This window comes from Microbacterium sp. zg-B185, assembly GCF_030246885.1.
In the GTDB taxonomy this organism is placed as follows: Bacteria; Actinomycetota; Actinomycetes; order Actinomycetales; family Microbacteriaceae; genus Microbacterium.
Genome location: NZ_CP126739.1, coordinates 2,814,341 through 2,836,516 on the forward strand (window position 1 = coordinate 2,814,341; position 22,176 = coordinate 2,836,516).

Annotated in this window: 19 protein-coding genes and 1 pseudogene; 4 read left to right on the forward strand and 16 right to left on the reverse strand. The window is 71.2% G+C overall.

Annotated features, from left to right (window positions below):
- Positions 1-282: 282 nt before the first annotated feature.
- The 15 genes and pseudogenes from QNO12_RS13500 to QNO12_RS13570 form a co-directional block, all read right to left on the reverse strand.
- Positions 283-806, reverse strand: a pseudogene (locus QNO12_RS13500) (ClpP family protease).
- A gap of 59 nt (positions 807-865) precedes the next feature.
- The gene (locus QNO12_RS13505; protein ID WP_257501638.1) at positions 866-1,495 is read right to left on the reverse strand and encodes a ClpP family protease; all 630 of its coding nucleotides are present in this window, start codon (positions 1,493-1,495) and stop codon (positions 866-868) included.
- A 317-nt stretch (positions 1,496-1,812) separates the two neighbouring features.
- Positions 1,813-3,258, reverse strand: a complete 1,446-nt coding sequence (locus tag QNO12_RS13510) for a glycosyltransferase (protein ID WP_257501637.1) — start codon at positions 3,256-3,258, stop codon at positions 1,813-1,815.
- Positions 3,259-3,372: 114 nt separating this feature from the next.
- Positions 3,373-4,980 carry a glutamine-hydrolyzing GMP synthase gene (gene guaA, locus QNO12_RS13515; protein WP_285178020.1) on the reverse strand — a complete coding sequence of 536 codons (1,608 nt, stop codon included), beginning with the start codon at positions 4,978-4,980 and terminating at the stop codon, positions 3,373-3,375.
- Complete coding sequence (locus QNO12_RS13520) at positions 4,977-5,504, reverse strand: DUF3817 domain-containing protein (RefSeq protein WP_257501636.1); 528 nt, start codon at positions 5,502-5,504, stop codon at positions 4,977-4,979. Before QNO12_RS13520 ends, guaA begins: the two co-directional genes overlap by 4 nt.
- Positions 5,505-5,514: 10 nt before the next feature.
- Positions 5,515-6,381, reverse strand: a complete 867-nt coding sequence (locus QNO12_RS13525) for an SURF1 family protein (protein WP_257501635.1) — start codon at positions 6,379-6,381, stop codon at positions 5,515-5,517.
- On the reverse strand, positions 6,378-7,496 hold the full coding sequence (locus QNO12_RS13530; protein WP_257501682.1) for a GuaB3 family IMP dehydrogenase-related protein: 1,119 nt from the start codon (positions 7,494-7,496) through the stop codon (positions 6,378-6,380). The genes QNO12_RS13525 and QNO12_RS13530 overlap by 4 nt, the downstream gene beginning before the upstream one ends.
- Before the next feature lie 362 nt (positions 7,497-7,858).
- A complete protein-coding gene (locus QNO12_RS13535; protein WP_257501634.1) occupies positions 7,859-8,137 on the reverse strand; it encodes a DUF2277 domain-containing protein in 279 nt (92 codons plus the stop codon).
- A gap of 45 nt (positions 8,138-8,182) precedes the next feature.
- Positions 8,183-8,800: a TMEM175 family protein gene (locus QNO12_RS13540; RefSeq protein ID WP_257501633.1), complete on the reverse strand. Its 618-nt coding sequence runs from the start codon at positions 8,798-8,800 to the stop codon at positions 8,183-8,185.
- A gap of 130 nt (positions 8,801-8,930) precedes the next feature.
- On the reverse strand, positions 8,931-9,584 hold the full coding sequence (locus QNO12_RS13545; protein WP_257501632.1) for a peroxidase-related enzyme: 654 nt from the start codon (positions 9,582-9,584) through the stop codon (positions 8,931-8,933).
- Entirely contained in the window at positions 9,581-10,087 is a 507-nt protein-coding gene (locus QNO12_RS13550; RefSeq protein WP_257501631.1) for a carboxymuconolactone decarboxylase family protein, read from the reverse strand. Before QNO12_RS13550 ends, QNO12_RS13545 begins: the two co-directional genes overlap by 4 nt.
- Positions 10,084-10,890 carry an ABC transporter ATP-binding protein gene (locus QNO12_RS13555; protein WP_257501630.1) on the reverse strand — a complete coding sequence of 269 codons (807 nt, stop codon included), beginning with the start codon at positions 10,888-10,890 and terminating at the stop codon, positions 10,084-10,086. Before QNO12_RS13555 ends, QNO12_RS13550 begins: the two co-directional genes overlap by 4 nt.
- Positions 10,887-11,741 carry an ABC transporter ATP-binding protein gene (locus QNO12_RS13560; RefSeq protein ID WP_257501629.1) on the reverse strand — a complete coding sequence of 285 codons (855 nt, stop codon included), beginning with the start codon at positions 11,739-11,741 and terminating at the stop codon, positions 10,887-10,889. Before QNO12_RS13560 ends, QNO12_RS13555 begins: the two co-directional genes overlap by 4 nt.
- Positions 11,738-13,603, reverse strand: a complete 1,866-nt coding sequence (locus tag QNO12_RS13565; RefSeq protein WP_257501628.1) for an ABC transporter permease — start codon at positions 13,601-13,603, stop codon at positions 11,738-11,740. The genes QNO12_RS13560 and QNO12_RS13565 overlap by 4 nt, the downstream gene beginning before the upstream one ends.
- A gap of 68 nt (positions 13,604-13,671) precedes the next feature.
- Entirely contained in the window at positions 13,672-14,835 is a 1,164-nt protein-coding gene (locus QNO12_RS13570; protein ID WP_257501627.1) for an ABC transporter substrate-binding protein, read from the reverse strand.
- A gap of 189 nt (positions 14,836-15,024) precedes the next feature.
- Between QNO12_RS13570 and QNO12_RS13575 the strand changes: the two genes are divergently transcribed.
- Together QNO12_RS13575 and QNO12_RS13580 are read left to right on the forward strand one after the other, a co-directional pair.
- Complete coding sequence (locus QNO12_RS13575) at positions 15,025-16,905, forward strand: FAD/NAD(P)-binding protein (protein ID WP_257501626.1); 1,881 nt, start codon at positions 15,025-15,027, stop codon at positions 16,903-16,905.
- Positions 16,898-17,980 carry an FAD-dependent oxidoreductase gene (locus QNO12_RS13580; protein ID WP_257501625.1) on the forward strand — a complete coding sequence of 361 codons (1,083 nt, stop codon included), beginning with the start codon at positions 16,898-16,900 and terminating at the stop codon, positions 17,978-17,980. The genes QNO12_RS13575 and QNO12_RS13580 overlap by 8 nt, the downstream gene beginning before the upstream one ends.
- Before the next feature lie 99 nt (positions 17,981-18,079).
- On the opposite strand, the gene guaB is transcribed toward QNO12_RS13580, so the two are convergent.
- Complete coding sequence (guaB, locus tag QNO12_RS13585) at positions 18,080-19,585, reverse strand: IMP dehydrogenase (RefSeq protein ID WP_257501624.1); 1,506 nt, start codon at positions 19,583-19,585, stop codon at positions 18,080-18,082.
- A gap of 282 nt (positions 19,586-19,867) precedes the next feature.
- On the opposite strand from guaB, the gene QNO12_RS13590 reads away from it, so the two are divergent.
- Both QNO12_RS13590 and QNO12_RS13595 read left to right on the forward strand, forming a co-directional pair.
- Entirely contained in the window at positions 19,868-21,187 is a 1,320-nt protein-coding gene (locus QNO12_RS13590; RefSeq protein WP_257501623.1) for a branched-chain amino acid ABC transporter permease, read from the forward strand.
- Between the two features lie 8 nt (positions 21,188-21,195).
- Positions 21,196-22,173 (forward strand): branched-chain amino acid ABC transporter permease, encoded by a 978-nt coding sequence (locus QNO12_RS13595; RefSeq protein WP_257501622.1) that lies wholly within the window; start codon positions 21,196-21,198, stop codon positions 22,171-22,173.
- Positions 22,174-22,176: the final 3 nt, after the last annotated feature.

A 22,176-nucleotide genomic window follows, 5' to 3' on the forward strand; every position in this document is an offset into this window, starting at 1 on the left:
GCCGCGCCCACGTCGGCGCCGACCGGGGCCCGCGCCATCGCCCCCGCCCGCCGGCATCAGCGCATAACTCCTTCATTTCGCGGCGGCGGTTCCCGCCTGACCCGCGGAAAGCTGCCGGCGTCGCGGTCGGCGTGCCGAAAATGCAGGAGTTATGCGCCCGCGCGCTCGGACGCGACTGTCGGGCTGATCCGTCTCTCAGCTCCCCTGTCACAACACGCCGAGGGACCGCGCAGGTTGCGACAGGGGAACCGCACCCACGTCGCACCCCCCGCGCGGCGGGGGCTACCGCCGGTCCAGCACGCGGTCGGCCAGCCCGTAGGCGACCGCGTCCTGCGCCGTGAACACCCGGTCACGGTCGGTGTCCGCGCGCAGCTTCGCGGGGGCCTGCCCGGAGTGACGCGCGAGGATCTGCTCGACCTCGCCGCGCACGCGCACCAGCTCGTCGGCCTGCAGGATCAGGTCCGGGATCGCGCCGCGGCCCTGGCCCGTGGGCTGATGCAGAACCACGCGCGCGTGCGGCAGGACGGGCGCTTGCCCGTCGTCCCGGCAGCCAGCATGACCGCGCCGACGCCGATCGCCTGTCCGACGCAGGTCGTGGCGATGTCGGGCCGCACGTGCTGCATCGTGTCGTAGACGGCGAGCATCGCGCTGGGGTCGCCGCCTTCGGAGTTGATGTACAGCTGGATGTCGCGGTCCGGGTTATCGGCATCCAGATGCAGCAGCTGCGCGATGAGCGCGTTGGCGACCCCCGCGTCGATCGCGGTTCCGAGATACACGACCCGCTCGGTGAGCAGGTGCGAGTACACATCCATGATGCGGTCACCGCGCGGATGCTGGGACACCACGTTCGGGATCGCGTACCCGCTCATGCCGCCACCTCCGCCGCGCCCACGCCGAGCCCGGCGGGTCGCCGCCGTTGCGGGACGACCTGCGCGAAGTGCGTGACCACTCCGTCGATGAAGCCGTACTCCTGCGCCTGCGCGGCGGTGTACCAGCGGTCGTGCAGCGAGTCCTCGAAGATGCGCGGGACGGGCTGGCCGGTGTCCTCGGCGATCAGCCCCAGGACGGTGTCGCGCATGTGCCGCAGGTCATCGGCCTGCACTTCGACCTCGCCCGCGGAGCCGCCGATGCCGGCCGAGCCCTGATGCATCAGAATCCGCGCGTGCGCGAGCGCGCGGCGCTTTCCCTTCGTTCCGGCCGAGAGCAGGAACTGCCCGGCGCTGCACGCCAGGCCCAGGGCGAGGGTCGCGACGTCGTTGGGGATCAGGCGCATCACGTCGCGGATCGCCAGCATCGAGGGCACCGACCCGCCCGGGGAGTGGATCCACAGGGCGATATCGGATGCCGCGTCCTCGGCTGCCAGCGCCAGCAGCTGTGTCGCGATCAGCGTGCCGTTGTCATCGTCGAGCGGGCCGTCCAGGACGAGCACGCGCTGCTGGAACAGCTCGCGCCGAGCCTCGGCTCCGAACTGCGGGATCTTTGCGTCATCTGCCATGGCACCAGCGTGCGCCGCCACCGCCGCCCGTGCGGCGGTTTCCGCCTCCGGCGGATCCGCCCTCAGCGGGGCGGCGGGCCCGGGTCGCCTCTGCGTCGTCCGCTCGTTCCCCGCGCCCCGGTCTCGGCATCCGCCCCTGTTCACTTGCCCTGAATGTACGTCAAATGTTCACTTGCCCTGGATGTACGTCAAACCTCTCTGTGCGCGTACATGTACGACCACCGAACGGGGGGGTGGCCGTACATATACGACCACTGAACGGGGGGGTGGTCGCACATGTACGACCACTGAACCGGGGGGGAGACGGCGACGCCGGCTCAGCCGCCGACCCGCCGTGACGGGCGGGCCAGCACGTCCTGCACGGCCTGGGCGAGTGCAGCCATCGCATGCGCGGGATGGACGGTGCGGCCCGCCGCGACGGCCTCGGCGGTCAGGCGCGCACGCAGCTCCACGTTCGTGAGGACCTCGACCAGCGCGGCTGCCAGAGCGTCCTCGTCTCCGTCGGGAACCAGCATCCCGCCGCCCTGGGCGAGCAGATCGCGCGGGCCGTACCGCACGTCGAACGCGACGACCGGGCAGCCGTGCACGAGAGCTTCGGCGATCGAGAGCCCCTGACCCTCGAACGCGGATGTCGACAGGAACACGGACGCCTCGTCCAGCGCGCGCCCCGGGTCGTCGGTGAGGCCGCGCAGCACGACGTGGGCGTCCAGGCCCAGCTCGTCGATCAGCTGCTGCAGCCGATCGCGCTCCGGCCCGTCTCCATAGATGTCCAGCGTCGCATCGGGGAGGGCGCGGCGCACGGCCGCGAGCGCGCGGATGGCGGCATCGATCCGCTTGCCGGGGGCCAGGCGATTGAGCATCAGGATGCGGCCGGGCACACGATCGGCGAGCGGAGCGACGGATGCCGCGGGCGGGACCGCGTTGGGCACCACGACGTGCACGGGCGAGGTGCCGAACCGGTCCTCCACGTCGTCGCGCTGCGCCGCCGTCGGCCACAGCACCGCGTCGAAGCGCTCCGCGAGCCCGAACCACCGGGACCACAGCTCGTTCAGCGGCGCGTCCGGGGTGAACGGGGGCTCCAGATGGATCGTGTGGATCGCGTGGACGAGCCGCAGCGCGGGATCCTCCCAGCCGGCCAGCAGCTCCCCGAGCTGGCGTGACTCGCACAGCACCACGACGGGGCGATCCGCGCGACCGGCGCGCAGCTCCGTCACGACGGAATCCAGCCACGCCCGGTAGAGGGCACCGAACCCGTCGACGACGCCGACGACCCCGCCCCGCCCGTCGTATACCGCGACCGGCGCCGTGGCGACGTGCCAGTCCGGGTCGCCGTCGATCACCGGAAGCCCCACGACCGGTCGGCCCGCGGCATCGGTGACCTGGTAATACGTCAGGGCCGGGTCGGGTTCGCCCGGGTGCGCCGCGCGGCGCAGCCACGGTGCCGCTCCCCCGCGCGGGTCGGCGGCCTCGTCGAACAGGTTCCGCATGCGGCGCGGGTCCACGACCAGGTCGCGGCCGGCGAAGGCGGCGCGGTGCTGCGCGTGCTCGGCGGGAGTTCCGGGGTCCAGTGTCAGCAGCAGCGGACCGAGCCCGCCGTGCACGCCCGCCGCGGCCATCTGCCGCGCGCGCGCCAGCGCGGCCAGCGCATAGCCGCCGTCCCGGTCGGGGATCAGCCGACTGGAGAGGATGAGGTACTCGGCATCCGGGAACTCGGTCTTCGGCGGCACGGACTCGGGCAGCTCGGATTCAGTCGACTCGGTCACGGTCCCCATCCTGCCCGGTATGGCGGCCCGTGTGCGGCGTGAGTTCACCGGGAGGCCCCGCGTCGAATCGGCATGGCGTCCGGCGGATTCCGGTTCAGCGCGCTCCGGCCGTGTCTACTCCCACTCGATCGTCCCCGGGGGCTTGCTCGTGACATCGAGCACGACCCGGTTGACGTCGCGAACCTCATTGGTGATGCGGTTGGAGATGCGGGCCAGCACGTCGTACGGCAGCCGGGTCCAGTCCGCGGTCATCGCGTCCTCGGACGAGACCGGGCGCAGCACGATCGGGTGACCGTAGGTGCGTCCGTCGCCCTGCACGCCGACGGAGCGCACGTCGGCCAGCAGCACGACCGGGCACTGCCAGATCTGCGAGTCCAGTCCGGCACGGGTCAGCTCTTCGCGGGCGATCGCGTCGGCGTCACGCAGAATCTCGAGGCGGTCAGCGGTGACCTCACCCACGATGCGGATGCCGAGGCCGGGGCCCGGAAACGGCTGGCGGCCGACGATCACCTCGGGCAGGCCCAGTTCGCGTCCGATCGCGCGGACCTCGTCCTTGAACAGCGCCCGGAGCGGCTCGACGAGCTCGAACTGGAGGTCCTCGGGCAGCCCGCCCACGTTGTGGTGGGACTTGATGTTCGCGGTGCCGGACCCGCCGCCGGATTCCACGACGTCCGGGTAGAGGGTCCCCTGCACCAGGAAGCGGATCGGCTCGCCGTCGGCGGCCGCCTCGGCCAGCAGCGTCTTCTCGGCCGCCTCGAACGAGCGGATGAACTCACGGCCGATGATCTTGCGCTTCTGCTCGGGATCGCTCACGCCGGCCAGCGCGTTCAGGAACTGCTCGCGGGCGTCGACGGTCACCAGGCGGACGCCGGTGGAGGCGACGTAGTCCTGCTCGACCTGCTCGCGCTCATTCTTTCGCAGCAGGCCGTGGTCGACGAAGATGCACACCAACTGGTCGCCGACGGCTTCGTGCACGAGCGCCGCCGCGACGGCGGAATCGACGCCGCCGGACAGACCGCAGATCACACGGCCGGTGCCGATCTGCTCACGGATGCGCGCGACCTGCTCGGCGATGACGTTGCCGCTGTTCCAGTCGGCGGCGAGCCCGGCCGCCTTGTGCAGGAAATTCTCGATGACCCGCTGCCCGTGGTCGGTGTGCTTGACCTCGGGGTGCCACTGCACGCCGTACATGCGCCGTTCGTCGCTGCCGAACGCGGCGACCGGGGTCGCTGCGGTCGAGGCGAGCACGTCGAAGCCCTCCGGGGCTTTGGAGACCTGGTCGCCGTGGCTCATCCACACGTTCTGCGCGGACGGCTGCCCCGACAGCAGTACGCCGCCGTCGCCGGAGAGCGCGGCATCCGTCGCCCCGTATTCGCGCAGTCCGGTGTTGGCGACCTCGCCGCCGAGGGCCTGGGCCATCACCTGGAATCCGTAGCAGATGCCGAGCGTGGGCACGCCGAGGTCGAACACCCCCGAATCCAGCGACGGAGCGCCCGGCTCGTACACCGAGGACGGTCCGCCGGAGAGGATGAGCCCGACCGGGTTCTTCGCGGCGATCTCGGCCGCGGTGGCGGTGTGCGGCACGATCTCGCTGTACACGCCGGCCTCGCGGACGCGGCGGGCGATCAGCTGGGCGTACTGCGCGCCGAAGTCGACGACCAGGACGGGCCGCTGCTCGGTCTCCGTCGCGGGCAGGTCGGGAGTCTGGGTCTGCTGGGTCAACGGGAGCCTTCCGCTGCGGTGACGGGAGTGGGGGGTGCTGCTTCGGCGGCCTCTCGGGCGGTGAGGTAGTCGTTCACCTCGCGCGCGACGCGCGCCTCCATGAAGAAGGACAGGGCGGGTATGACCCCGCCCAGTGCGAGCGTGATGAAGCGCGGGAACGGCCACCGCATCAGGCTCCAGATGCGGAAGCTGGAGAAGAGGTACACGACGTAGAACCAGCCGTGCGCGACGAGGATGAACAGCGAGATGTTGAACCCGTCGCCGGCCGAGATCATCTCGCAGTCGTTGGTCATCGGCGCGAACAGCGACCACCACTCGCACGTCGGCCCGGCGATCACCGGCGCGAGCCAGAGGAATCCTCCGGAGCCCCCGGCAAAGAGCTCGAGGTGCAGCGGCGTGTACTTCAGGATCATCTCGGCGACCAGCAGGAGCAGGCCGACACCGGTGATGATGGCGCAGATCTCGTAGAACTTCAGGGCTCCGCGGATCGCAGGAAACGTTGCGAGTTTGGGGGCGCGGGGCATGATCCCCAGTCTACCCGCGGGATTCTGGGGGTCCGTCGGGACCGGATGCCGCAGCCGCAGCATCCTCCAGGTCTTCCAACTCCTTCTCCCAGGCGTCGCGGGCCAGCCGGTACCAGAGGTAGAACGCGAAGCCGGCGAAGACGGCCCACTCGGCGGCGTAGAAGATGTTCAGCCAGTTCACGTCCGAACCCTCTTCCGGAGCGGGAGAGGAGATCGCCTCGAGCGGCCCCTGAGGCACTTCGGCCGCCACGTACTGCCGGTAGACGCTGAGGCCGTCCGCGTCGTGCCACCGCGACAGCAGCGCGGCGGGCGACATCCGGGTCAGCGTGAACGGGTCGGCGCCGCTCGGCGGCAGCGCGGTCCCCTCGTCGGAGATGAGGCGGCCGGTGATGGCGAGTGGGGTCTCGGCGGCGTCCTGCGCCGCGGCATCCCGATTCAGCACCTCCACGGCGGCCTCCGCCTCGGCCAGCGTGGGAGCCCAGCCGATCGCCACCGCGACCGATACCGGCGCCGCGGCGTCGCCGGCCACCCGGAACTGACCGGTGACCCAGTACCCCTCGGCGCCGTCGTTGAAGCGGGAGGCGACGATGATGAAGTCGTCCGGGACCCAGGTGCCGGTAACGGTCACACGCTGGCCGACGAGGGGCTCGGACAGGTACTGTCCCGGCTCCACCACCTCGGCGATCGGCCGCACCTCCTCGGTCGCGCCGGGCGGGGTCGGATCCATGTCGACGGCGCGGCCGAGCTGCCACTGCCCGAGCCACGCGAACACACCGGCCACGACCAGGCACAGGGCCAGCAGCGCGATCCATTGCGGCCGCAGCAGGACTTCGCGCAGCGTCGGCGGAAAGACCTCGGGCAGGTCGGGGCTGGTCATCCCGCGCTGTACGGGGCGACGACGACCTCGACCCGCTGGAACTCCTTGAGGTCGGAGTATCCCGTCGTGGCCATCGACTTGCGCAGCGCGCCGATCAGGTTCGCGGTGCCGTCGGCCACCGGCGCGGGACCGTACAGCACCGACTCCAGCGTGGTGACCTGCTCGACGCGGACACGGCGTCCGCGCGGCAGCTTCGAGTGCACCGCCTCGGCGCCCCAGTGGTAGCCGCGGCCGGGGGCATCGGTGGCCCGCGAGAGCGCGACGCCGAGCATGACGGCATCCGCGCCCATGGCGAGCGCCTTGACGATGTCGCCCGAGGTGCCCACGCCGCCGTCGGCGATGACGTGCACGTAGCGGCCGCCGGACTCGTCGAGGTAGTCGCGTCGCGCCCCGGCCACGTCCGAGACGGCGGTGGCCATCGGCGCGTGGATGCCGAGGGTGGCGCGGGTGGTGGATGCCGCTCCTCCGCCGAAGCCGACGAGCACGCCCGCGGCGCCGGTGCGCATCAGGTGCAGGGCGGCGGTGTAGGTCGAGGCACCGCCGACGATGACCGGCACGTCCAGGTCGTAGATGAACTTCTTCAGGTTCAGGGGCGTCTCGACGCTGGAGACGTGCTCCGCCGAGACGGTCGTGCCGCGGATCACGAACAGGTCGACGCCGGCCGCGACGACCGTCTCGTACAGCTGCTGGGTGCGCTGCGGAGTCAGGGCGCCGGCTACGGTGACGCCGCCCGCGCGGATCTCGGCGAGGCGATCGCGCACCAGCTCGGGCTTGATCGGCTCGGAGTACAGCTCCTGCATCCGCTGCGTGGCGTCGCCGGCGTCGAGCGCGGCGATCTCGGCGAGGTACGGCTCCGGGTCGTCGTAGCGGGTCCACAGGCCCTCGAGATCCAGTACGCCCAGGCCGCCGAGCTGGCCGAGCATGATGGCGGTGGCCGGGCTGACGACCGAGTCCATCGGAGCACCGAGGACCGGGATGTCGAATTGGAACGCGTCGATCGACCACGCGGTGGAGACGTCCTCCGGGTTGCGGGTGCGGCGGGACGGAACGACCGCGATGTCGTCGAACGTATAGGCGCGACGCGCGCGCTTCGCGCGACCGATCTCGATCTCCATGCTCACACGATCAGCCTACCCGGGCCGGTTCGGGCCGCGGTGGCCACGGCGGTTCCTGCCGCGCCGACCGCGGCATCCCTCCCTCTCTGCACGACCCTCGGCTCCCCTGTCACAACACGCCGACCCGCGCGGCAGAACGCGACAGGCGAACCGGAACCCCTCTCCGCTCCCCTGTCACAACACGCCGACCCGAGGAGCAGAACGTGACAGGCGAACCGAAACCCCCCTCCGCTCACCTGTCACAACACGCCGACCCGAGGAGCAGAACGTGACAGGCGAGCCGGAAGGGGGACAGCGCGGAGCGCCGGAAGGGGGGCAGCGCGGAGCGCCGGAAGGGAGGAAGCGCGCGAAGGGGGCGCCCGCTACGCGGCCGAATACCGTCCGGAGGCGACGGCCCGCGCGCGGGCCTTGGCGGCCTCCTCCTCGCGGTTCTTGGGCGGGGCGACCGCGACGAGGTCCTCGAGCAGGTGCGCGGTGACGTGCGCGATCTCGTGCACGGCGCGGTCGAAGGCCTCCTGGTTGGCCTTGGACGGCTTGGTCGTGCCCGCGATCTTGCGGACGTACTGCAGCGCGGCCGCGTGCACCTCTTCGGAGGTCGCCGCCGGCTCGAAGTTGTGAAGGGTGTGGATGTTGCGGCACATGCCGTCCACGGTACGCCGGGAGCGGCATCCGGCGCGAGGGAGTTCTCAGCGGCTGCGCAGCGCCCTGGTCAGCGGACCATCCAGGACGAACAGCAGGAACGCGATCGAACCCACCCACGGCGCCAGGACGACGACCCCGCCCGAGATCAGAACGGCGCTCAGCGCAGCCCGCGCGGCTGCCCGCACATCCTCCTCCGACATGTCCGGAAGCATCACGGCGCGATTGCGCACCGCCCACGTCCACTGCAGCCATCCGCACACGATCGCGAGGAAGAAGGTGACCGGCATGAGCAGACGCCCGGCCAGGAACTCGGAGTAGTCGGTGGTCAGGCTGGTGGCGAACGGGACCAGCACGATGAACAGCAACCGCGCGTTGTTGAGCCAGATCAGCCTGGCATCCACGCGGGCGATGTGCTCGAACTGCTGCACGTGCGTGGTCCACAGCAGGCACAGCAGCGCGAAACTGAGCCCGAAGTTCAGGAACAGCTCCCACATGCCGCCCAGCTCGGCCCACATCTGGGCGTCGGTGGCGACCTTGCCGAACGGGTGGGTGGTCAGATCCAGCACCAGCAAGGTCGCGGCGATCGCGAAGACGCCGTCCGTGAACGCCTCCAGGCGAGCCGTGGACTGCGTCGCCGCCGGGTGCCGTCGCGTCCGGATCATTCGCCCAGCGTAGGGGAACGTATGCCGCGGCACCGCCACCCCGCGCTTGCCTGCGTCGTCGCGTCCCACGGCGGGAGCGGGCTCGCGCCGAAGGCGGGAGCGGCCGACGCTCGGCCGGCGGGAGCGGAGTTCACGCGGCCGGCGCGGCGCTCGCGCGGGCGCGCTCCTGCGCGGCGCTCCGGTCCGCGGCCCGCTGGTTGGCGATCGCCTCTTGGTCCGACGCATCCGGCGCCGCGGGCTCGCCGAGGCTCATCATGAGCCGGTTCGCCCAGGCGAAGAACGCGGCGGCCTCCACGACGTCCTGGATGTCCGCGGGCGAGAGCCCGACCTCGCGGAGACGGACGACGTGGTGCGCGGCGAAGCGGGGCGGCGAGGCGGTCAGCGCCGTGGCGGCGTCCGCGATGGCGCGCCAGCGCTCGTCCAGCTCGGTGTCGACGCCCTCCTCGAGGAGGCGGATCACGTCGGCTTCGCGCGTGGTGAAGGTGGCGGTGAAGCGCGCGTGCACGCTCGCGCACAGCTCGCAGCCGTTGTAGCGCGAGGCGACGGTCGCGGCGAGCTCGCGTTCACCGCGCGCAAGGCCCGGGCGGCCGAGGAAGATGGCGCGGTCCAGGTCGGTGCGGGTGGACAGGGCAGCGGGGTGCCAGGCGAGCAGCCGGAAGTACGGCGAGTCCGGCCACACGCTGGATTCGTACGCCTCGATCTGCGCGGGTGTCCCGGTGTCCGGCCCGACCGGAGTGATCCACGCGTGCCAGGCGCGCTCGGCGATGGTGAAGCGGGTGCTCATGCGTCCTCCTCCGCGAGCGCCAGCTCCTCCTGCACGCGCAGGGCGTGCGCGACGCGCACCTGGTAGCTGACGAATCCGACGATCTGGCTGATCACGATCACCTCGGCGGCGCTCCAGCCGGCCGCCGTCAGCGCGGTCAGGTCGTCTCGGGTGGATGCGGCGGGACGAGCGACGAGCAGGTCGACGTGGCGCAGGGCGGCGCGGATCCGACGGGGAGCGCGCACACCCGCTGCGCCGTCCGGGCCGTCGGTGGCCAGCGCGGCGGCCTCGGGGTGGGCGGTGCGAGCGAGGTACCACTCGGTGGCGGCCGCGTCTCGGTCCACCCATGCGGCGCGCGCGGCGATGAGGTGCCGCAGGTCGGCGTCGACGCCGGGCACCGGGTCGGCGAGCTCGACCTCGAACAGCGCATCGTAGGCGGCCTGCGCCGCTTCGCGCACGGCGGGACGGTGCGCGCGGGGGGCGTCGGAGTCGGTCTCGGCGATCTCGCGGATGACATCGGTCACGGTGCGGGGCGTCCTTCCGGGTGTGTTCCGGATGCCGCGGCATCCGTGATCGATTCGGCCAGGCGCAGCGGATCGTCGTCCTCGAGAGCGCGGCCGAGGTAGGCCTCGCGGACCCCCGGGTGGGCGAGCAGGGTCTGCGCGGACCCGGCGATGGCGATGTGTCCGGTGCGCAGGACGTAGCCGCGGTCGGCGACCTGCAGGGCCAATTCGGCGTTCTGCTCGACCATGAACACGCTCACCCCCCAGTCCGTGCGCATCGAGCCGATGAATTCCAGCACCCGCTCGACCACGATCGGCGCGAGCCCCATGGTGGGCTCGTCCATGCAGATCAGGCGCGGTCGGCTCATCAGGGCGCGTCCGAACGCGAGCATCTGCTGCTCGCCCCCGGACATCGTGCCCGCGGCCTGCCGGCGCCGTTCGGCCAGGCGCGGGAAGAACGCGTACACCTCGGCGAGCGTGCGGCTCTTGGCCCGGCCCGGGCGGACGTAGGCCCCGGTGAGCAGGTTGTCCTCCACGGTCATCGCACCGAACACGCGCCGCGCTTCGGGAACCGAGGCCAGCCCGGCGGCGATGCGGCGGGGGGTGCTCCAGCGGGTGATGTCCTCGTCGGCGAAGTGCACGGTGCCGCGCACCGGTCGCACCAGTCCGAGGGCCGTCTTCATCGTGGTCGACTTGCCCGACGCGTTGCCGCCGAGCAGGGACACGACCTCGCCGGCGTCGAGGGTGAGTGACACATCGACCAGTGCCGGGCTTGCGCCGTAGTCGACGCTCACGTCGCGGAATTCCAGCAGTGGCTCGGTCATTCCTGCACCGCCTCGGCGAAGGCTTTGCCCAGATACGCCTCAATCACGCGGGGGTCGCGGCGGACCTGCTCGGGCGTGCCGTGCGCGATGACGCGCCCCTCGTCCAGGACGAGGACGCGGTCGCTGAGCCGGAACACAAGATCCAGCTTGTGCTCGACCAGCAGCACCGTCTGACCCTGCCGCTTCAGCTCCTGCAGCTGCTGCAGCACCTCGCCGGTCTCGGTCTGGTTCATCCCGGCAGTCGGCTCGTCCAGGACCAGCACGCGGGGACCGGAGACCAGGGCGCGCGCGATCTCGGTCCTGCGCCGGTTCGCATAGGACAGCGAATACGCGTAGTCGTCGACGCGCGGCGCGAGCCGCGTGCCGAACCGGTCCAGCTCCGCCACGACGTGGGCATGATCGGCCGCGTCCTGCCGTCGCCGCGCCCGCGACGGGAACAGGGCACCGAAGGTCTCGGCCAGCAGCGGGATCCAGCGGATCCCCGGGATGTGTCGCAGACGCGGCAGCGGACGCCCCACGCGCTGCACGGGCTCGAGTCCGACCAGCACGTTCTCGGCGATCGTGAGGTTGCCGATCACCCGGCCGTTCTGGAACGTCCGGGTCAGTCCCTTCTCCGCGATCCGGTACGCCTTGCGCCCGGAGATCCGCTCGCCGTCCAGCACCACCGTGCCGGCGTCGGCGGGCAGGGTGCCGCAGATCATGTTGAGTGTCGTGGTCTTGCCGCTGCCGTTCGGGCCCACGATGGAGAGCACCTCGCCGGCGCGCAACTGGAAGGACACGTCGTCGACGACGGTCAGCCCGCCGAACCGTTTGGACAGACCGGACACGTCCAGAACCGCGGCATCCGTCATGACACGACCTCCGATTCCACGCTCGCCCGCCGGCGTCGCCGCCCGAGGACCCGGTCGGACCGCGCCCAGATCCCCTGCGGTCGCAGCAGGATCAGCAGCAGCAGCACGACGCCGTAGAACAGCAGGCGCCAATCGGCGAGCGGCCGGAACAGCTCGGGGATGCCGACCAGGATGACCGCGCCGACGATGGCGCCCATCGGCGCGCGCAGACCGCCCAGGATCGCGATGGTCACCGCGAGCACGGACAGGGAGATGCCGAACTGGGACGGCTCGATGAACGTCACCTGCGCGGCGTACAGGGCACCGGCGAAGCCGGCCAGGACCGAGCCCAGCCCGAAGGCGAGGGACTTGTATGCGGCGGGGTGGATGCCGCTGGCCGCAGCCGCGATCTCGTCCTCGCGCACCGCGGCCCACGTGCGGCCCAGGTGCGACGAGCCGAGTCCGGACACCACCAGGAGTGCCAGGACCAGGATCGCGAACGTCAGCAGGTACATCCCGGTGGCGGAGTTCACCGACAGGCCGAACACGGTGGGGCGAGGGATGCCGAAGATGCCGCGGGCGCCGTTGGTGATGCCCCCGAGGTTCAGCGCCAGCGCCGCGATGAACGCCCCGGTGGCCAGCGTGGCCATGGACACGTAGTGCCCGCGCAGACGCCAGGTGGGAGCGGTGATCACGACGCTGAAGATGGCCGCGACCAGCCCGGCGGCCACGAAGCTGGCCCAGAAGTCCCAGCCCGCCTGGGTCACCAGCAGCGCCGACGTGTACGCGCCGATCGCGAGCGCCCCAGCCTGACCCAGCACGATCTGGCCGGCGAAGCCGCCGGCCAGAGTGACCGAGAGGGCGAACAGGGCGTAGATCCACACCAGTGCCCCGGTGCGAAGCAGGTAGTCCCCCGCGATCAGCGGAACCAGCGCGCCGGCGGCGATCAGTCCGACGGCGACCCACCGGTTCAGTCGCACCGGCTTGCCGGCACCGAAGAACGTGCCGGTCATGGGCTCGCTCGCGGTCGTGGAGCGTCGCCCCAGGATGCCGTTCGGCCTGATCCACAGCACCAGGATGAGCGCGCCGAAGGTGATCAGCTGGCGCACCGAATCGCCCCACAGGGCGACGCCGAACGCCTCGGCCACCCCGAGCACGAGGCCTCCCACGATCGCGCCGGGCAGCGAGCCGAGCCCGCCGATCGTGGCGGCCGCGAACGCCTGGATGCCGGCGGTGAATCCCATCGACGGCGACACGTTCGAGAAGTACATGCCCACGAGCACGCCCGCGACCCCGCCCAGGGCGGAGGCGACCACGAAGGAGACCGCCTGGATGCGCGCGACGGGGATGCCCATCTGCGCGGCGGCCTCGGCATCCTGCGATGTCGCCCGGATGGCGCGGCCCACCCGGGTCTTGGCCAGCACGATGGCCAGCACCGTGACGCACACGACGGCGACGCCGATGATGACGATCGCGATCGTGCCGAAGCGGAAGCCGAACAGCTCGAGGTTGCTGCGCTCCAGCAGCGGCGGAAAACGCCGGGTCTCGGCGCCGAACACGCGCTGCGAGGTGTTGTCGATGATGATGCCGGCTGCGAAGGTCGCCAGCAGCACGGCGATCCCCGGCGCGGCGCGCAGCGGCCGGACCGCGATCAGGTAGATCACGAAGCCGAGCAGGCTGGTGAAGACGATCACGCCCAGCAGCACGGCCCACAGCTGCCAGCCGAGCACTTCGGCGAAGAACCAGCCCAGCATGCCGCCGGCGGCGAAGACCGATCCCTGTGCGAAGTTGACGATGTTGGAGACGCCGAAGATCAGCGAGACCCCGACGGCCAGCAAGGCGTACGTCGAGCCCCCGACGATGCCGGCGAGAAGGATGTCCATTCGAGTCGATTATCCCAGCACGCCGGTGCGGGTTGCGCTGCGGCTTCCGCGCACCGGCATGCGCAGGGTCAGTCGCGCAGTTCGAACGCGCCGTCGCGGATGACGAGGGCGTACTGGTCGGCATCCACGACGCGGCGGTTATCGGCGAAGGTGATCGGCCCGTACAGGATCGTGTCGAAGTCGCTGCCCTCGGCCAGCGCATCGCGCAGGCTCTCCCGGGTCAGCTCGCCCGCCGTTGCCGCCTGCTCGGCGGCCTGGACGACCACGGAGAGGGCGTCGTACGCGCGGATGGCGTAATCGGGGGGCGTTTCGACGTCATACTCGGCGGCGAAGTCGGCGATGAAGGCCTGCACCTTCTCGTCCGGGTTGGCGGGCGTGAAGTAGCTCAGCGTCTGAACGCCTTCGGCCGCGTCGGCGGCCAGTTCGACGAACTGCTGGTTGTAGATCGAGCTGATGCCCACGATCGGCACATCGATGCCCAGCTCGCGCGCCTGAGCGGTGATCAGGGCGCCGTCGGCCGCATAGGAGATCAGGACGATGACCTCGGGGTCGGCGGCCTGCGCGGCCAGCAGCAGCGGGCGGAAGTCTGTGCTCTCCGGGTTGTAGCCGGTGGCGTAGACCTCCTCCAGACCGGCGTCCTCGGCACCTTCGGCGAAGAACCCGTGCGTGTTCAGGCCCCAGTCGGTGTCGTGGTAGAACACGGCGGCCTTGTCGCCCTGCTCGGCGGCGAACTCGGCCAGACGCGGCGCCTCGTACTCCTGGGACACCCAGGTCGCGAAGATGTAGTCGCCCGGGTCGGTGACCGTGGACGCGGACGCGGAGAAGGCAAACTGCGCCAGTCCGGCGGCCTGGTAGATCGGGCTGCCCGCGGCGGTGGCGGGCGTGCCGAAGTCGCCGAGCACGGAGAGGATGGACGCGTCGTCGACGAACTTCTGCGCGACCGAGGCCGCCTGGGCGGGGTCGGCCTGGGTGTCTTCGTAGACGAGCTCGACGTCGCGGCCGTCGACGCCGCCGGCGTCGTTGATCTGCGCGAGGGCCAGCTCGAAGCCCTGCTCGAAGTACTCGCCGTACTGCGCCTGGTCGCCGGTCTGCGGCAACGCGACGCCGAAGCGGACAGGCTCGGCGACGGAACCGGAGGTGTCGGCGCTTCCCGCGCCGGACGCGCAGGCCGAGAGGGCGAGGGCGAGCGCGGCAACGCCGGCGATCGCGACGGCAGGGCGGGACAAGCGCATGAGGACTCCTGGAAGGCTCGGGCTCGGCTACCTCGGGCGGTGCGGAGCAGTATGACGTTACGGAGGCGTCCGTCCGCGCTCGAATCCGGCGACACAGTGCGTCACAGTAGCCCTGAAAGGGCGGCGAATTCGCAGTGCCCGGGACCGACTGGGATGATCGAGCAGGACGACCGGACCGGAGGGCGCGAAATGGCAGTGTCGGGCGCGCGCATCGCCGTGATCGGAGCCAGCGTCCGCGGCACGGTGCTGGTGGAGCGGCTCCTGGCCAGCGCGCCGGAGCTCCTGGATGCGCCGCTGCGGATCGAGGTCTTCGACCCGCACCCGCCGGGATCAGGACGGATCTGGCGGGCGGGGCAGCGCCCCGAGCTGATCATGAACACCGTCGCGTCGCAGTCCACCGTGTTCTGCGACGAGACCGTCCGGTGCGCCGGCCCGGTCCGCCCGGGACCGACTCTCGCGCACTGGTGCGAACAGGTCAGCGGCGAGCCCGGGCTGGCCGACCTGCCCGAGGTCGTGCGCGCGGAGGCGGCCCGCACGGTCGCCGGCACCAGCCCCAGCCGACTGCTGTACGGCCACTACCTGCGCTGGTGCTTCGCGGCCATCGCGCAGGCCGCGCCCCCGACCATCGAGGTGGCGGTCACCGCGGAGCGGGTCATCGACCTGGTGCCGACCGGCAGCGGATTCCGCATCCGCACCGATGCCGGGCCCCGTGGCGTGGTCGACGCCGTGATCCTGGCGACCGGATGGCTGGCCCGCGACGATGGGCCGCGGCATCCGCTGATCGTCCCGCCCGACAACCCGATCGACCAGGACCTCTCCGCCATCGGCGCGGGCGAGACGATCGCCGTGCGGGGCCTGGGAATGGGCTTCTTCGACACGGTGAGTCTGCTCACCGAGGGTCGGGGCGGGTCCTTCGCGGAGCAGGCGGACGGAACGCTGCAGTACCTGCCCAGCGGGCGCGAGCCGCGCATCCTGGCCGGGTCCGGGCGCGGGGTGCCCTACCGCGCCAAGCCGCTGTTCGGCGGCGTCCCCGGCTTTCCCGCCCAGCGAGTGCTGCGCGGCGCGCTGCCCGCGCTCATCGCGCGCCGACCGGTCGATTTCACCGTCGACGTGCTGCCGCTGATCGAGCGCGACGCGCTGGTGGACGGGTACCAGACCCTCGCCCGCGTCCGGCCGCAGGCGGTATCGGATGCCGCCGCTCTCCTCTCCGCAATCGCGTCGGGCGAGGAGATCGACGCGCTGGTCGCCGCGCACGTTCCGGACCCCGCCGACCGCATCGACCTCGCTGCGGCGGGCGAGCCGCTGCGCGCCGCCGATCCGGAGGACGACATCGACGCGGTGATCGCCGAGGTGGTCGCCCGCGACGCGGTCGAGGCCGTCGCAGGCCTGGACAGCCCGCTGAAGGCCGCGCTGCACTCCTACCAGGCCGCGCGCAGTGCGCTGATCGACCTCGTCGCGTTCGGCGGGCTCACCCCGGACTCGTATGCCGCGTACCGGCGGTTCCTCGCGACGGCCGCGTCGTTCGGCAGCGGACCCCCGCTGGTGCGACCGCGGCAGCTGCTGGCGCTGCACCGCGCCGGCGTCGTCGCCTTCCTCGGCCCCGGGATGCGCGTGGACGCCGGCGAGGATGCGGTGACCGTCTCCGGTGACCGGCATCCGGCCGTGCGGGTGTCCGCGCTGGTGGAGGCGTGGCTGCCGCCGCAGACCGTGCAGCGCACCGCCGACCCGCTGCTGGGGGCGCTGCGCTCGCGCGGACTGGCGCGCCCGTGGCGGCACGCCGACGGGTCCGCCTCGGATGCCGTCGACATCCGCGCCGCCGATGGCGCCCTGGTCGGGGCCGACGGCACGGTCCTGGCCGGGCTGCACTCGATCGGCGTGCCGCACGAGGATGCCCGCGTGTACACGCTCATCGCGCCGGTCCCGGGGACGAATTCGCCGGTCCTGCGCGAGGCGGATGCCGCGGCCCGCGCCGCGCTCGCGCACGTCGCCGCCACGCGGAGGGCAGCGCGGGCCGCGCCCGCTCGGACGGTCCGTTCCGCGCCCGCCGATGAGGAGCCCGCCCATGCCTGACCGCTTTTCGCATCTGATCCTCGGCGGCGGCGTGATGGGACTCGCCACCGCCTGGGCGCTGACCCGCCGCGGACACCGCCCGCTGGTGCTGGAGCGCTTCGAGCGCGGGCACCTGCGCGGCGCGTCCCACGGCGCGACCCGCAACTACAACAACGCCTACGCGGAGCCGGCCTACCTGGACCTGCTCGAACGGGCACGAGGCGGGTGGGCCGACCTGGGCACCCCCGGCGGTGAGCCGCTGCTTCGCCTGCACGGCCTGGTCAGCCACGGGCGTCCCGCGGAGCTGATCGCCACCGAGGCTGCCCTGCACGACCGCGGCATCCCGGCCGAGCTCCTCAGCGGCACCGAGGCGGCACGACGGTGGCCGGGCATGCGCTTCGAGCAGACCGTGCTGCACTCGCCCGACGCCGGCGTCGTCCGCGCCTCCGCCGCACTGCGGGAACTGGAGCGGCGGATCGTCGCGCTCGGCGGCGAGGTGCGCTACGGGGCCGAGGTCACCGCGATCGAGCCGCGCCCGGACGAGGTCACGGTGCGCGTCCGCGACGACGCCGAACTCACGGCACCGGTCGCGGTCGTCACGGTCGGCGCGTGGAGCGCGCCGCTGCTGGCCGGACTGATCGCGCTGCCGCCGCTCACGGTCACCGAGGAGAGTCCCGCCCACTTCGCGGAGGTCGCCGCGCCCGCCGCCTGGCCGTCCTTCAACCACCTCGTGGGCGTCCCCGGCGACGTGTACGGCATGCCCACCCCGGGCGAGGGCGTCAAGGTCGGGTTCCACCGGGTCGGCGCCGTGGTCGACCCCGACATCCGTCCGTTCACGCCCACGCACGAGGACGCGCTGCGCGCGTACGTGCGGGAGTGGATGCCGGGACTCGACGCGGACGCGGCATCCTTCATCAGCTGCACCTACACCTCGACGGAGGGCGGCCGCTTCGTCCTGGACCGGCGCGGTTCGCTGGTGGTGGGCGCGGGCTTCTCCGGGCACGGGTTCAAGTTCGCGACCGGCATCGGCGAGACCCTCGCCGACCTCGCGGTCGATCCGGCCGCGCAGGCCGACCCGGCGTTCCGGCTGCCCTGACCGCGCGTTCGTCCGCGCGGGCAAGGCCGCAACCGACGGCGGTTCGGGCCGCTCCGGTCCTCAGCGGCGACCTGACCCGCAGCGGCTGCCGGCAGCGCGCTACCGCCTGCTGTAGTTGGGCGCCTCGACCACGATCTGCACGTCGTGCGGGTGGGACTCCTTCAGCCCCGCGGCCGTGATGCGGACGAACTTGCCCTTCATCTTCAGCTCTTCGATCGTGCGCGCGCCGACGTAGAACATCGACTGCCGCAGGCCCCCGACGAGCTGGTAGGCGACGGCCCCGACCGGTCCGCGGTAGGCGACCTGACCCTCGATCCCCTCGGGGATCAGCTTGTCGTCGCTGGGCACGTCGGCCTGGAAGTAGCGGTCCTTCGAATACGAGGTCTTCTTGCCGCGCGTCTGCAGCGCGCCGAGCGAGCCCATGCCGCGGTACTGCTTGAACTGCTTGCCGCCCTGGAAGACGATCTCGCCCGGGGACTCGTCGGTGCCGGCCAGCAGCGAACCGAGCATGACGGTGTCCGCACCGGCGACCAGCGCCTTGGCGATGTCGCCGGAGTACTGCAGGCCGCCGTCGGCGATCACGGGGATGCCGGCTTCGCGCGCGGCGAGCGAGGCCTCGTACACGGCCGTGACCTGCGGCACGCCGACACCCGCGACGATGCGCGTGGTGCAGATCGAGCCCGGTCCGACACCGACCTTGACCGCGTCCACGCCGGCGTCGATGAGCGCCTGCGCGCCCTCGCGCGTCGCGACGTTGCCGCCGACGACGTCGATGTGCTCGAAGGACGGGTCGGCCTTGAGGCGACGGACGATGTCGATCACGCCGGCGGACTGCCCGTTGGCGGTGTCCACGACCAGGACGTCGACCCCGGCATCGCGCAGCGCCTCGGCGCGCTCCCAGGCGTCCCCGAAGAAGCCGATGGCGGCGCCGACGCGGAGCCGGCCGTGCTCGTCCTTGGTGGCGAGGGGGTACTTCTCGCTCTTGTCGAAGTCCTTCACCGTGATCAGTCCGGCCAGCTTGCCGTCCTCGTCGATCAGCGGCAGCTTCTCGACGCGGTGCTTGGCGAAGATCGCGATCACGTCGTTCGCGCCGATCCCGACCGGCGCGGTGACCAGGCCCTCGCTGGTCATGACGTCCTTGACCAGGGTCGTGCTGCGCTCGAAGCCGGACACGAACCGCATGTCGCGGTTGGTGACGATACCCACCAGCCGGCCGGCCTCGTTCACCACCGGAAGCCCCGAGATGCGGAACTGGGCGCACAGCGCCTCGACCTCGTCGACGGTGGCGTCCGGGGTGGTGGTGATCGGGTTCGAGATCATCCCCGACTCGCTGCGCTTGACGCGGTCGACCTGGGACGCCTGCTCTTCGATGGACAGGTTGCGGTGCAGGATGCCGAGCCCGCCCTCACGAGCGATGGCGATCGCCATCCGCGCTTCGGTGACCGTGTCCATCGCGCTGGAGACCAGCGGGGTCGCGACCGTGATGCGGCGGGTGACGCGCGAGGAGGTATCCGCCTCGCTGGGGATGACATCGGTGTGCCCGGGCAGAAGCAGGACGTCGTCGTAGGTCAATCCCACGAAACCGAAGGGGTCGGGCTGCTGCATGCGCTGCTCTTCCTGCGCCGCTCGGCGCGAAATGGGACGTCGACGGCCAGATTGCGGGAGGGGTGCTCCTCTTCAGATTCTAAAGCGTCGGCGGGGCCGATTTGTTCCCCCGCGGCTTCCGGGCTATACGCGCGGCCGCGGTGACGGACGCCCCGCGCTCCGAATACTTGTCCACAGCGTGTTGTAGGTGAAACAAGACCGACACATTACGCTCGTACCGTCGTCGTCACGGCTGATGCGACCCGTAGCGTCGAGCCGTGTGGCAGCCGGACTGGAGGTTACGTGGGTTCCACGACTACGCTCGCGGGGCGTTCGCTGAAATGGCTCATCATCGCCATCGGCACGCTGCTCGCAGCCACACTGCTCGTATTGCAGACGCCGGGCGCGGCTCGCGCCGACGCACCCGACGAACCCGGCGGTGACCAGGAGCAGACGTCGTTCTACTTCGCCGGCACGATCACGAACAAGGACGAGCCGCTCGCGGATGTCCGCGTGTCGGTAGAGGGCAACGGCTTCGACGCCGAGACGCTCACCGGCGCAGACGGACGCTGGCGCCTGTACGTCCCCGAGAAGGACACGTACTCCCTCGAAGTGGACGAGTCGACGCTCCCGGACGGGGTCATCGTCGAGAACAATCCGCGGGACGTCGAGTTCGGCCTGACCGGCTCCGCGATCGTCAACATCTTCCTGAGCCCCGGCGAGCGCACGCAGACCAGCTTCCTGGACCAGGTGCTGGACCGGCTGATGAACGGCCTGAACTTCGGGCTGCTGCTCGCCTTGGCCGCCATCGGCGTCTCGCTCATCTTCGGCACCACCGGTCTGACGAACTTCGCGCACGCGGAGATGATCACCTTCGGCGCGGTCATCGCGCTCGTGTTCGGCGTCTGGCTGGCCTGGCCGATGTGGATCGTGATCCCGGTGGTGATCCTGCTCGGCGGCGTGCTCGGCTGGACCCTGGATGCCGGGCTCTGGCAGCCTCTGCGGCGCAAGGGTCTCGGCCTGGTGCAGGTGATGATCGTCAGCATCGGTCTGTCGCTGGCCGGACGCTACCTGTTCCAGTTCTTCATCGGCGGCAGCACCTACCAGCTGCCCGGTGCCGGCGGAGCGCGCGACATCACACTCGGCCCGATCTCACTGTCCCTGCTCGATGTGATCTCGATGGGCATCAGCATCGTGCTGCTCGCGGCGGTGGCGTTCTGGCTGCTGCGCACGCGCATCGGCAAGGCGACGCGGGCGATCTCGGACAACCCCGGCCTGGCCGCGGCATCCGGGATCAACGTCGACCGCGTCATCCGGATCGTGTGGATCCTCTCGGCCGCGCTCGCCGCGATCGCGGGCGTGCTGTGGGCGTACTTCCGACCCGGGATCAAGTGGGACATGGGCACGCAGGTGCTGCTGCTCGTGTTCGCCGCCGTCACTCTGGGTGGTCTCGGCACGGCGTTCGGGGCACTCCTGGGCGCGATCATCGTCGGCATCCTGGTGGAGATCTCCACCCTGTGGATACCGCCCGACATGAAGTACGTGGGTGCCCTTGCGGTGCTGATCATCATCCTGCTCGTCCGACCTCAGGGCATCCTGGGTCGCAAAGAGAGACTCGGTTAGGGGGCGACATGGACTGGGGACAGATCTTCAACAACACGGCCTACTGGGTGTTCAGCCCGGAGACCATTGCCTACGCCCTCGCGGCAGTCGGACTGGCAGTGCAGTTCGGTTACGGCGGTCTGCTGAACTTCGGCATGGCCGGCTTCATGGCGCTCGGCGCCTACGGCTACGCGATCTCGATTCTGAGCTTCGGCCTGCCCTGGTGGGCCGGCATCCTGGTCGGCTGTCTGGCAGCGGTCGCGTTCGCCTTCATCCTGGGCATACCGACGCTGCGACTGCGCGCGGACTATCTGGCCATCGTGACGATCGCGGCGGCCGAGATCGTCAGGCTCTTCCTGACCACGCAGCTCTTCGACGAGTGGACCAACTCCGCCGACGGACTCAGCGGCTATCACGCCGGCTTCCGCGGGGCCAACCCGTTCCCGCCCGGCACGTACGGCTTCGGCCCGTGGCAGTGGACCGAAGCTCAGCTCTGGGTGCGCGTGTTCGGGGCCCTGCTGCTGGCGATCGCCGTCTACATCGTCTGGGCGATCATGCGCAGCCCGTGGGGCCGCGTCCTGAAGGGCATCCGCGAGGACGAGGACGCGGTGCGCTCGCTCGGCAAGAACGTGTTCGCCTACAAGATGCAGGCCCTGATCATCGGTGGCGTGTTCGGCGCGCTCGGCGGCGTGGTCTTCGCGCTCCCCTCGGCGGTGGTCCCGGCGACCTACACCACCTCGATCACGTTCTTCATCTGGACGATCCTGCTCCTCGGCGGCGCCGCGACGGTGTTCGGGCCGGTGCTGGGAGCTGTGATCTTCTGGGTGATCATGGGATTCCTCGGCAACGTGCTGCCCGCCCTGGCCAACTCCGGCATCCTGCCGTTGTCGTCGGTGCAGGCCGGGACGCTGCGCTTCATCCTGGTCGGCGTCGCCCTGATGCTGATCGTGATCTTCCGTCCACAGGGCATCCTCGGCAACAAGAGGGAGCTGACCTTTGTCAAATAACGG

Bases quoted from the DNA above. Each gene is read 5' to 3' on its own strand.
- QNO12_RS13505 (WP_257501638.1), bottom strand. From the start codon at position 1,495: ATGGCAGATGACGCAAAGATCCCGCAGTTCGGAGCCGAGGCTCGGCGC.
- QNO12_RS13520 (WP_257501636.1), bottom strand. From the start codon at position 5,504: ATGCCCCGCGCCCCCAAACTCGCAACGTTTCCTGCGATCCGCGGAGCC.
- QNO12_RS13525 (WP_257501635.1), bottom strand. From the start codon at position 6,381: ATGACCAGCCCCGACCTGCCCGAGGTCTTTCCGCCGACGCTGCGCGAA.
- QNO12_RS13530 (WP_257501682.1), bottom strand. From the start codon at position 7,496: ATGGAGATCGAGATCGGTCGCGCGAAGCGCGCGCGTCGCGCCTATACG.
- QNO12_RS13535 (WP_257501634.1), bottom strand. From the start codon at position 8,137: ATGTGCCGCAACATCCACACCCTTCACAACTTCGAGCCGGCGGCGACC.
- QNO12_RS13540 (WP_257501633.1), bottom strand. From the start codon at position 8,800: ATGATCCGGACGCGACGGCACCCGGCGGCGACGCAGTCCACGGCTCGC.
- QNO12_RS13545 (WP_257501632.1), bottom strand. From the start codon at position 9,584: ATGAGCACCCGCTTCACCATCGCCGAGCGCGCCTGGCACGCGTGGATC.
- QNO12_RS13555 (WP_257501630.1), bottom strand. From the start codon at position 10,890: ATGACCGAGCCACTGCTGGAATTCCGCGACGTGAGCGTCGACTACGGC.
- QNO12_RS13560 (WP_257501629.1), bottom strand. From the start codon at position 11,741: ATGACGGATGCCGCGGTTCTGGACGTGTCCGGTCTGTCCAAACGGTTC.
- QNO12_RS13565 (WP_257501628.1), bottom strand. From the start codon at position 13,603: ATGGACATCCTTCTCGCCGGCATCGTCGGGGGCTCGACGTACGCCTTG.
- QNO12_RS13570 (WP_257501627.1), bottom strand. From the start codon at position 14,835: ATGCGCTTGTCCCGCCCTGCCGTCGCGATCGCCGGCGTTGCCGCGCTC.
- QNO12_RS13575 (WP_257501626.1), top strand. From the start codon at position 15,025: ATGGCAGTGTCGGGCGCGCGCATCGCCGTGATCGGAGCCAGCGTCCGC.
- QNO12_RS13580 (WP_257501625.1), top strand. From the start codon at position 16,898: ATGCCTGACCGCTTTTCGCATCTGATCCTCGGCGGCGGCGTGATGGGA.
- guaB (WP_257501624.1), bottom strand. From the start codon at position 19,585: ATGCAGCAGCCCGACCCCTTCGGTTTCGTGGGATTGACCTACGACGAC.
- QNO12_RS13595 (WP_257501622.1), top strand. From the start codon at position 21,196: ATGGACTGGGGACAGATCTTCAACAACACGGCCTACTGGGTGTTCAGC.